Annotated in this window: 6 protein-coding genes; 1 reads left to right on the top strand and 5 read right to left on the bottom strand. The window is 72.1% G+C overall.

The window, feature by feature from the left end:
* A partial coding sequence (locus VF330_RS07000; protein ID WP_330850680.1) for a glycoside hydrolase family 1 protein occupies positions 1–867 on the top strand: 867 nt, incomplete at its 5' end.
* Here the strand turns inward: VF330_RS07000 and VF330_RS07005 are convergent.
* The 5 genes from VF330_RS07005 to VF330_RS07025 all read right to left on the bottom strand — a co-directional run.
* Positions 842–2,215: an alpha/beta hydrolase gene (locus VF330_RS07005; protein ID WP_330850685.1), complete on the bottom strand. Its 1,374-nt coding sequence runs from the start codon at positions 2,213–2,215 to the stop codon at positions 842–844. The two genes, VF330_RS07000 and VF330_RS07005, sit on opposite strands and share 26 nt — an antisense overlap.
* Before the next feature lie 61 nt (positions 2,216–2,276).
* Positions 2,277–4,514, bottom strand: coding sequence for a DUF3488 and transglutaminase-like domain-containing protein (locus tag VF330_RS07010; RefSeq protein WP_330850681.1), 2,238 nt, complete (start codon positions 4,512–4,514; stop codon positions 2,277–2,279).
* On the bottom strand, positions 4,511–5,647 hold the full coding sequence (locus VF330_RS07015; protein ID WP_330850682.1) for a DUF58 domain-containing protein: 1,137 nt from the start codon (positions 5,645–5,647) through the stop codon (positions 4,511–4,513). The genes VF330_RS07010 and VF330_RS07015 overlap by 4 nt, the downstream gene beginning before the upstream one ends.
* Before the next feature lies 1 nt (position 5,648).
* Positions 5,649–6,617, bottom strand: a complete 969-nt coding sequence (locus VF330_RS07020; protein WP_330850683.1) for a MoxR family ATPase — start codon at positions 6,615–6,617, stop codon at positions 5,649–5,651.
* A gap of 9 nt (positions 6,618–6,626) precedes the next feature.
* Positions 6,627–11,135: Ig-like domain-containing protein (locus VF330_RS07025; protein WP_330850684.1), on the bottom strand; the 4,509-nt coding region annotated here is incomplete at its 5' end.

The raw sequence follows: 11,135 nt of genomic DNA on the forward strand, positions 1-11,135 counted from the left end.
GAGCCGTACTGCTCGGCGGTCGTGGGCTACGGCGAGGGCCGGCACGCCCCCGGCGCACGCGAGGGGCACGGCTCGCTGGCGGCGGCGCACCACCTGCTGCTGGGCCACGGCCTCGCCGTGCAGTCCATGCGCGCCAACGGCTCGGCCGGCCAGGAGTTCGGCATCGTGCTGAACCAGTCCCCCACCGTGCCGGTGACGGACTCGCCGGCCGACGTCGCCGCGGCCGTGCGCCAGGACGTGCTGCTGCGCAGGCAGTTCACCGACCCGTTGTTCGGCGGTGAGTACCCGGAGGAGATGTCGTCGATGTTCGGCGCCATCACGGACTTCTCGTTCCGGCACGACGAGGACCTGTCGATCATCGGCCAGCCACTCGACTACGTGGGCCTGAACTACTACTACCGCCTGCACGTGGCCGACGCGCCGCACCGCGAGCCCGACCCGGCCAAGCGCACGGCCCACGACATCGGTGTCGACACGACCCGGCTGCCGGACGTCCCGCGCAGCGGCATGGGCTGGCCGGTCGAGCCGATCGGCCTCACGATCGCGTTGCAGGACCTCAAGGCCCGCCACCCGCACCTGCCGCCGATCTACGTGACGGAGAACGGCTGCGTCTACCCGGACACGGAGGACTTCCAGGACACCGAACGCATCGACTTCCTGCACGACCACATCGCGGCCGCGCAGGCAGCCGACGTCGACCTCCGCGGCTACTTCTGCTGGTCACTGCTCGACAACTTCGAGTGGGCGCACGGCTACAAGCACCGCTTCGGCCTGATCCACGTCGACTACCGGACCCAGCAACGCACTCCGCGTGCCAGCTACCACTGGTACCGCGACTTCATCACTGCTCAACGGCAGGACAGCTAGCCACCGGCGTCGTCAGGCCGAGCAGGTACGCGTCCACCCCACCCCGCGTGCAGGCACTGCGCGGATAAGCGATGTGACCCCATCCCTCGTACGTGAGCAACGCGGTGTTGCGCGGCGCCTGCCGCTGGATGTTCACCGCCCACTCGTACGGGGTGGTGGGGTCGTGTCGTGCGTTGAGGACGAGGATCTTCGGCACGTCGTGGACGTCCAGCCGGTGCGGCGGGTTGGCCGGCGGCCCGGTGATGCCAGCGCAGGCCATCGCCTCGTCGTGCCCGAGGTAGCTGCCGCGCATGATCGGCGAGCGGCGCAGCTCGTCCGCCCGCACCCGCGAGTACTCCTGGAAGTTGTTGATCCGCAACGAGAAGTCCTGGCACACCGACGCCAGGCGCACCGACTCGTAGTTGGGTTCGAAGCTCGCGGCCCGGAACCCCGGCCGGCCCGCGATGAGGTCGGCCGCCCAGACCCAGTCCGGCCCGCGCAACGCGTAGTACATGCCGTCGAGCAGTCCCTGCCGGCCACCGGGTTCTCCGTCGGCCCGCACGAGCGCCGCTTCCCAGGCGTCGTACACGTTCTGCCCGTGCAGGACGCACGACTCCGTGCGTTCACACCACCGCGCGAACTCGACGAACGAGTCGTCCGCCGCGGCGGCCCGGTCCCCGACGAACCCGCGCACCCCCACGCTGTGGTCGACCACGCTGTCCAGGACCATCGCCCGGACCCGGTCGCCGAACAGCTCCGCGTAGGCCTGCCCGTACACCGTGCCGTAGGAAAGCCCGAAGTAGCTGACCTTCCGCTCCCCCAGCGCCCGTCGCAGCGCGTCCATGTCGCGCGCGACCGTCGCCCCGTCGGCGTGGTCGAAGACGGGCCCGCTCCGCTCCCTGCACTGGCCCACGACCCGCCGGTTGTACTTCAGCAGTTCCTCGAACCCGGCCCGGTCGGCCGGGTAGGTGCCCGGCGCGTCCGTCATCAGGTCGGCGCACCGGATGGCGGCGCTGTTCCCGGTTCCCCGCGAGTCGAGGCCGACGATGTCGAACCGGGCCCTGACCTCCGCGCTGAACAGCCCGGACAACGCGAACTCCGCGGCGGACCCGCCGGGACCGCCGGGGTCGGCCAGCAACACCCCGATCCGCCGCGCCGGGTCGGTGGCCCGGTGCCGTCCCACCGCGAGGTCGACGCGCTGCCCGCGGGGCTTGTCCCAGTCCAGCGGCACGCTCAACGTCCCGCACTGGCCCTCGGCGTCGTCCGGGCACGGCGCCCATTCGACGGACCGCGTTCCGCCGACGGGTTCTGCGCTCGCCGAACCGGCGCTGACCAGCACCATCACGACGGCCAGGAGCACTCGCGTCATCGTCACGCAGGACATCATGCTGCAGATCCGCGCGGGGCGTCCCTGTTGAGACGCCTGGAGATCAGCGGGCCCGGACGGGGAGGAACGTGCGGACGTCGAGCGCCGCGAGCCACCTCCGCCAGCGCGGCACCTCCGTGCGCATCCGCCGTCTCGCCTCCCGCACGGCCGACCAGTAGGCGTCCACGGCGGCCTGGTCGGGTGTGCCCGGTCCGAACACGGTGCTGTCGGCCTGCGCCGCGAGACCGCCGAGCCCGAAGCGCGCCAGCACGGTCGCCTCCTGCCGCCGCGTCAGCCCGCGCGGCACCCTGGTCCCGAGGTCCCTGGCGTGGTCGACGAGCTCGCGCCAGCCGGTGGCGAACCGGGTCGCGGTGCTGCCCCGCGTCCGGCGGCGGTGCCGGCGCACGGCTTTGCCGCCCACGACCAGGCCGACCACCGCGGCGACCGGCAGCAGCACCGACCCGACGTCGACCAGCAGGTCGACCAGCCACCGCGGCAGCACCGACCCGCCGGGATCGCCGATGCCGACACCGGACGCGTCCGCGCGGCTCGCGTCGACCAGGGAGCTGGGCATCTTCACCGTGTTCGGCGGCGGCACCACGGCGGCGTCGGTGTTCTCGATCTCCTGCGGCGGCTGGTGGTCCGGCTTCTTCGACCGGTCGGGCATGTACTCGGTGTTCGGGACGACCGCCCAGGTGCCGTCCGCGAGGTGGATCTCCACCCACGCCTGCACGTTCTCGCCGCGCACCACTCCGCCGGCGCCGGGCACCGCGCCCAGCACGACCCTGGCCGGCATGCCGATCTCGTTGGCCACCAACGCGTAGGCCGCCGCGTACTGCTCGTCGTTGCCCGCCGGTCGCTTGGCGTTGAAGAACGCCGTCAACCGGCCGGCGCTGTGCCCCGGCAGGTACTCCGTCTCGCCCGCGCCCCCGTCGGTGTAGGCGCCGTTGTCGCGCAGGTACGCGGCGGCGGCCTTCAGCCGTTCGGCGATCGTCGACGCGCCGCCGGTCCACTTCGCGACTTTGCTCCGCACGAACGCGAGGTCGGCGGTGCGCACCGTGGGATGGCCGAACGGCTGGGCGTCGTCGGGAATGCCCTGTGACGCCAGCACTGTGCGCAACTCGTACGTGTCGCCTTCGCGCAGGCGGTCGGCGACGATGCCGGACGAGGTCGCCAGGTTGTAGCGCAGGTTCTCGGTGTGGCCGGCCTTGCGGTCACCGGTGAAGGCGATCTCCCGTGCACGGCCCGCCGTCGGCAGCCACGCGTTCAGCTCGTCGGCCGTCGCGTAGGCGGCCTCGATCTTGATCGTCACGTCCGCCTCCGCGCCGGTGGCGCCGACCGGGATGCGCACGCCGATCCGCTGGAAGTTGTTGCGCTGCAACGGGTCGGTCGTGCCGGACGGGTCGTTCGTGGCTCCCCACACCCTGCCGTCGTAGCCGTCGAGCGTGGCGATCCGGACGCGTTCGCCCGCCGGCAGGCCCGCGACGGTGAAGAGCGCCTGATCCCACAGCTGGTTCGCGTCCTTGGTGTGCTTGCGGTAGCCGACCAGCGGGCTCGCGTAGGCGCCGATCTCGAACGGCGGCTCGACGTGGTTGCGCAACACCAGGCGGTGCGTGCTACCGGTACCGGGCAGCACCGGCGCGACCAGCAACGCGAGCCCGGCGGCGACACCGACGAGCACGACCGCGGTCACCGCGCGGACCCGCCGCAGTCCCCGCACACCGGTGCGGTGCCGGGCCGACCGCACCGCGATCCAGCCCGTCGCCGCGGCCGCGAACACCGCGCCCAGCACACCGGCGGCCTCGCCGGTGCCGAGCAGGATCACCGCGGCGAGCACGGCCAGCGGCGCGCCGACCGGTGCCGCGCTCAGCGACACCCGCCGGGCCAGCGTGAACCCGCCGGCCCCGCACAGCAGTCCGAGGATGTACGGGATCACGAGCAACGGCCCGGCGCCGTCGACCGGCGGCAACGTGGTGAGCAGCTGCTTCCAGCCGTGCACGCTCACGCCGGCGAGCCCGGCGAGGTTGTCCGGCGTCGGTACGCCGCCGGTCTCGCGCATCGCCACCGCGCCGCCGAGCAGGAAGAACACGGCGATCGTCATCGCGGCGACGGCGATCATCGGGCGGCGCAGCACCGACGCCACGTGCCCGGCGAGCACGCCGAGCGCGAGCCCGGTGCCGCCGACCATCAGGAAGCCCCAGCCGGTGTAGGTGGTCCGGAAACCCAGCAGCGCGACGGTGAACAACGCGCTCAGGAAGGCGGCGTCGACGAGGTCGTCGCGGCGGGGCACGAGTCTGGTCACTGCAGGGTTCCTCCCGCCAGCAGCGCCGGCAGATCGGTGAGCTGTCGCAACGTGAGCACGGAGAACGCGGTGCTCGCCGACCGCGTGGTGCGCCCGGCCGGGTCCACCCGCAGCACGACCTTGCGCACCTCGGGCGGGAACGCCGAGCACGCCAGCCGCAGGTCCGCGTAGCTGTGCCGTGTGCCGGTGAGGACCACGACCAGGGTCGCGTCCGGTGCCGCGGCGGCGGCGCGGGTGGCGGCCTCGCCGAGACCCGGACCGCCCGGTTCTGCTCGTGCGAACACGTCCAGGACGTGCTGTGCCTTGCCGGACACGTGCCCGGCGGCCACCACGGTGGTGTCGATCCCGTCGACCGCGGCGCGTTTCACCACCGAGGCTCCCGCCGACAACGCCGTCTCGAACACCTCGGGGTCCTCATAGGACTGGACGGCGCCGTCGACGATCACCGCGATGTGCGCCCTTCGGGTGTCGAGGTACTGGCGCACCAGGAACCGTCCGTCCTGAGTGGACGCGGCCAGCTTCGCCGTGGAACGCCAGTGGATGTGCCGCCGGTCGTCACCGGGCGCGTACTCGCGCAGCGCGTGGAACGCCAGGTCGCTCATCGAGACGTCGTTGGTGGTGCAGCCTTCCAGGTCGCGCAGCAGGCCGGTGCCCAGCGGCGCCAGCGGCACGGTCAGCGGGTGCACGAACAGCTCGATCGCGTCCTGTTCCACGACCGCCCGCCGCACCAGCCCGAGCGGGTCGCCCCGGACCGTCGTGGCGGGGCCGACCGCGATCACCCCGCGCCGGAGCCCGTCGATCTCGACCTCGCGGCCGCGGTCGAAGACCTCGACGCGGTCGCGGCCGATCGGCAGCTCGACCTCGGGTGCGAACAACGACCTGCGGCCGTGGTGCGCGACCTCGACCGCGCACCGCGTCGACTCGTCGGGGTGCAGGCGGCGCTTGCTCACGTCGACCCGCACCTCGACCGCGCCGCGGCCCAGCGTCAGTCCGCATGCCAACGCCAGCAGCAGCAAGCCGGTGGCGCCGAGCAGCACGAGCTCGTCCCACCCGAGCACGGCGCCGAGCACCCAGGCCGCCACGGCCGAGACGGCGAGCAGCCGCCCCGACGGGGAGACGGAACCGAGCCCCACGTCAGGCTCCCCGGCGCACGGGCGGTTCGATGTCCGCGAACAGCGAGTCGACGACCTTCTCCACCGTCGCGCCGTCGAACTGCGCCTCCGGGTGCAGCAGGATCCGGTGCCCCAGCACGGGATGCGCGAGCTCCTGGATGTCGTCCGGTACGACGTGCCCGCGGCCCTGCGACAACGCCCACGTCTTCGCGACTCGTACGTACGCGAGACATCCGCGCACCGAAACCCCCAGCCGCACAGCGGGATGCGCCCGCGACGCCTCGGCGATCCGGCTGACGTACGCGAGCACGACCGGGTCGACGTGCACGTGGTCGGCCAGCGCGGTCAGCTGCGCCACCGCGTTCGCCGCGATGGCCGGCGGCACGTTCGCCGACCGGTCCCGCGTCGCCGCGTCCGCCAGCAGCGCGACGGTGGCGTTGTGGTCCGGGTAGCCGATGCTGGTCTTCATCAGGAACCGGTCGAGCTGCGCCTCGGGCAGCCGGTAGGTGCCGGCCTGCTCGACCGGGTTCTGCGTGGCGATCACCATGAACGGCGACCCGACCGGGTGCGTCTCGCCGTCGACGGTGATCCGGCCCTCCTCCATCACCTCCAGCAGCGCGGACTGCGTCTTGGGCGAGGCGCGGTTGATCTCGTCGGCGAGCACGATCGACCCGAAGATCGGCCCTGGGTGGAACCGGAACACCCCGCGCTGCTGGTCGTAGATCTGCACGCCGGTGACGTCGGACGGCAGCAGGTCCGGCGTGAACTGGATGCGCGCGCTGGTGCCCTGCACGGTGTTCGCGAGGGCCTTCGCCAGCGACGTCTTGCCGGTGCCGGGGTAGTCCTCCAGCAGCAGGTGGCCGTCGGAGAGCAACGCGGTGAGCGCCAAGCGGATCACGTGCTCCTTTCCGGAGATCGCCCGCGAGATGTTCAGCACCATTTGCTCGAAGGTCTGCGCGAACAGCCGAGCCTGGTCAGGACTGACGGTCATGACGTTCCTTTACCAATAGAGGGTGCCGCGAACCCCATTGCAAGTGGCCCATACATTCGATTTCGGCCAGCCGTAGTAGTTCCGGGTCTGCCTGGTTTCATTCGGACGGAAGGTTTCGTTCACAAATCCGGCAGCGGTGTGGTCGCTGTCGAACGTGCATGTCACGTTTCCTGGGAAATTCGCCGTTTGGACGACGATGTATGCACAGGACGTAGACGTGCAGTTCGGTGCGCAAGCCGCGCCGCAGGGGCTGCCCTTCGAAAGCGTCACGGAGGGTGGCGGTGGAGGCGGTGGTGTCGTCTGCTGCTTGGACTGGCTCAACGTCGGCCGACCCGCGTCCGACACCGTCACGGAGACCGTCACGTTCTGCGAGTAACCGACGTCCTGGCTCCCCGACCAGCTCCACCCACCGACCCCGGTGGTGAACGACTGGGTGAAGCCGCGGCTCGTCGTCACCTGGACGTTCGCCGGCTTGCCGTTCGGGTTCACCGACACCGAGAAGTTGATGACCGTGGCGTTGTTGTTCGAGGTGTTGAGCACGAGGTCGCGCATCGGCCCGTACGTCGTCACCCCGGCGGACACCGCGCTGTTGCAGGGGTTGCCGGCGTACGCACCACCACCACTGCCGTTGCACGCCTGCAGGTTGATCGTCACCGCCTGCCCGTTGGGCAGCCCGTTGACCGTCTGCGTGGCCCCGGCCTGGCCACCGACCGGATAGGTCCAGGTCCCGCACGACCCGCCGGACCACGTGCACGACACGGTGTTCGACTTGCCGTGCGACGCACCGACGTCGAACCGCAGCGTCGCCTGCCCGTCGGAACCGGTGGGGGTGGCGGAGAACCCGGCGATCGGGTCCGGCGTGGCGGTCGCCTCCATCTGCGCGGCGGTGCTGGCCGGTGAGGTGTGCCCGGCCGGCTCGGCCTCGGCGGCGGCGTTGGCGGCGACGACCGAGTAGCTGTAGATCGTGCCGTCGTTCTGCAGACCGTCGTCGACGCACGTGGTGGCGGTGACCTTCGAACACACGGTCTTGGTGCCGCCGCCGGTGCGCGTGAGCGTGTACGTGGTGGGACCGGGACCGTTCGCCCCGACCGCGCCCCACGACACCGTGACGGCACGGGTCTGCGCGTTGGCGGCGTTGGAAGCGGTGAAGGTCGGAGCACCGGGAGCGTCCGGGGCACCGGCCGACTGGCCCTCGACGGTGACCGCCGGGCCGGGGCCCTGCGAGTTGACGGCGATGATCGTGAAGACGTTCCGCGCGTCGTTGTCGAGGCCGGAGGCGGTCACGCTCGTCGCGCCGCCGGGTGCGGTCGTGCGACCGCCGCCGGACCACGAGATCTCGTGGCGCAGCACCGGTGTGCCCTCGTTGGGCGCCGCGGTCCAGCTGAGCTTCAAGGTGCCATCGCGCGGCTCGGACGTGCTGAGCCCGGAGACCGCGCCCGGCACCGTGTTCGGCTGGGCCGGCGCCGACGAGCCGCTCGGCTTGCCCCAGCCGACGAGGTTGTGGGCGCGGACGGTGAACGTGTACTCGGTGCCGTTCGACAGGCCCGTGATCGTGCACGGCGACGCGGCGCAGACCTGCTTGCCGCGGCCGTAGTCGACCTCGTAGGAGTCGATCGGCGCGCCGTTGCCCGACGGCGCGCTCCACGACAGTTCGACGACCTTGCTCAGCACCGTGCGGCCGGGCACCGGGACGCCGGGCGCGTCGGGGACGCCGAGCACGTTCAGCCTGATCCGGCCGGTGACCTTGCGGTCGTCACGGCTGGTGTCGGCGACGTCCGTGACGACGACGTTGAAGTCCATCGCGCCGTGTGCGTCGCCGTTCGGTGTGATGCGCACGGTCGAGCCTTCGTTGCGAGCACTCGCTCCCGCGCCGGCCACCTGGTTGACCGAGACCACGGAGATCCTCGGGTCACGCAGCTGCGAGCGCACGTACGAGACGAGGTCGACGGTCGCGGTGTCACCGGCCTTCACGCCGTCCAACGTCACCGGCGACACCGTGGGAGGCAGGGCGGCCGCGACCTTCACCGCGAGCTTGCCCTTCGGCCCGTCCCCGGCGCCGACCTCGATCGTCCCGGTCGACCCCGGCTTCGCGCCGCCGGCCGCGGTGACGGTCAGCGCGCGTTCGCCGGAGCCCTCCAGCGAGACGCCGTCCGGCTGTTCGAGCCAGGTCGCGGTGTACTTGACGTCGCCGAGCTTCGAGCGGTCCGCGACCCACACGTGGCACACGGCGGTGACGTCGACCTTCACCGGCAGCCCGCCCTCGACGACCGACAGCGCGGAGGACGGGCAGCGCAGCACCGGCGTGTCCGGGCCGACCTGCACCGGCACGGTGACCAGGCCGACCTTCGCCTCCGGGTCGGTGAGCGAGGTGCCGTCGGTGACCTCGAACGTCACCGCGGCCGGTCCGACGTACCCGTTGCGCGCCGTCAGCACCAGGCCGGTGTCGCCTTCGTTGCGGACCTCGAGCCCGACGGGCGCCGCGCTCATCCTGTCCACGGTCGTGAGCTTCGGCTGCTTGCCCGACGGAACGTCGACGTAGTCCTTGACCTGCACGGAGATCGACCCGTCGGCGGGCACGGAGATCAGCTTGTCCGGGATCGCCCGCGGCGCCCCGGTGCCCTTCGACGGCACGTGGACCAGTCCGGCGGCGGTGGCACCGGACGCGTCCCTGGCCTCGTACGCGATGACCCGCGGGTGGTCGCCGACGGGCACGGTGACCTTGCGCCCGGAGATCTTGGCCTGGTCGTGGAAGACCCTGGTGATCTCGATCTTCTCGGCGGGCCCGTCGGGATCGGCGACAGCGGGCGCGAGGTCGACCTCGACGGTGCTGTCCTCCTTCTTCACCACCGGGAAGAGCTCGCCCGCGACCGGCGGGACGGCGTAGTCGTCCCGGCTGCGCACGGTCAGCGTCGCGACCGACGGCTGGCCCAGCCCGTTCGTGATGGCGTAGGCGATCACCAGCGGCTTGCCGGTGAGGTCCGGCGCGGTCAGTTCGATGCGGCCGTCGGTGGCCTTCACGTCGTCGGGCAGCGACGGGTTGCGGGAGCCCAACGGCTCGACCGTCACCGTGTCGCCCGGCGCGCGCACGTCGTTCGTCAGCACGTTGACGGCCAGGCGTGCGCCGGGTGCCGCGGTGACGACGTCGTCCACGGCGACCGGAGGTTGCGGATCTCCTGGCGGCACAACGGCGACACGGATCAACGACTCGCCGGTGCGCCCGTAGGTGTCCGTGACGACGAACTTGAACGTGTCGGTGCCGTTCGACGTCGGGAAAGCCTCGTAGGTGAGGCTGGTGCCGGCGATCCCGACGACGCGCCCGATCGCCGGGGCCGACGCGATGCCGGTGACCGTCACCGAGTCGCCGTCCGGGTCGGCGCCGCTCGACGGGACGGTGATCGTGACGCGGTCGCCGGCGACGACCCGGACCTCGACGGGTTCCGGGGCGGGCGGCTGGTTCGGGTTGGTGGGCGTGGGGGCCGGGTTGACGGTGACGTGCGCGTGGCCGACGGCCTGGTCGCCGTCCGGGTTCTGGACGACGTAGGAGATCTCGGCGGTGAGCGGCGTGTCGACGCGGTCGGGTGCGACGTAGCGGACCACGTCGCCGGAGACGTAGGCGGATCCGGCGTCGCGGCCGTCGCGGGTCTGGACGGTCAGCCGCCCGTTGCCCGGCGCGCCCTGCACGTTCGGTTGCAGGGTCAACGGCGCCCCCGTGGGCGAGATGTCGTTGTCCAGCACGGGAATCGTCGTGGAGTCACCGGCGCGGGCCGCCGCCCGGTCGTCCTTGGGCACCGGGGTGTCGTCGGCGGGCGGCGGGAGCTGCGTGACGGTGACCTCGCCGGTGACGGGACCGGTCACGCCGTCCGTCACGGTGTAGCGCACGACCTGCGGGTTGCGGTCGAGGGTGGGCGCGGTGGCGTTGACGCGCAGCCAGCGCCCCTTCACCACCGCCACTTCGAGCTGACCGGACGTGCTCTCGGCGTGCTGCACGCCGAGCAACGCGCCGGCGGGGCTGAAGTCGTTGGCGAGCACGTCGGTGACGACGGGTTCCTGGCCGCGCACGACCGCGTTGTCCGGCATCGCGACCGGCGGCAGCGGCGAGGCGGGCGCGGCAGCGACGTCGACGCGGATGGCGCCCTTCGCGAACGGCGCGTTGCCGAACGCGGCGGTGTAGTCGAGCGCGAACGTGCCGGGCTTCGTCGCGGTCAGCGTCACCAGGCCGGTCTTGGTGTCCGTGGTGATCGTGGCGCCGGCCAGCGGGGCGACGTCGGCGGCCAGCCGCAGTTCAGCGGCAGGGTCGACCGGGTCGGCGCCGGGCAGGTCGTTCTCCAGCGGGCGGACGAGCACCGGCGTGCCGACCTGGCCGCGGGCGACGTCGGGCCGGGCGACCGGCGGCAACGCGGCGGGCGCGGCCGGGTCGAGCACCTTGACGCGTTCCGCACCGGCGACGGCGTTCGCGATGCCGTCGGTGACCTTGTAGTCGATCGGCTGCTGTCCCGCCTGGACGGGCGCCGCGTACTC

This window comes from Lentzea sp. (assembly GCF_036380075.1).
GTDB lineage: Bacteria > Actinomycetota > Actinomycetes > Mycobacteriales > Pseudonocardiaceae > Lentzea.

Bases quoted from the DNA above. Each gene is read 5' to 3' on its own strand.
- VF330_RS07020 (WP_330850683.1), bottom strand. From the start codon at position 6,617: ATGACCGTCAGTCCTGACCAGGCTCGGCTGTTCGCGCAGACCTTCGAG.
- VF330_RS07005 (WP_330850685.1), bottom strand. From the start codon at position 2,215: ATGACGCGAGTGCTCCTGGCCGTCGTGATGGTGCTGGTCAGCGCCGGT.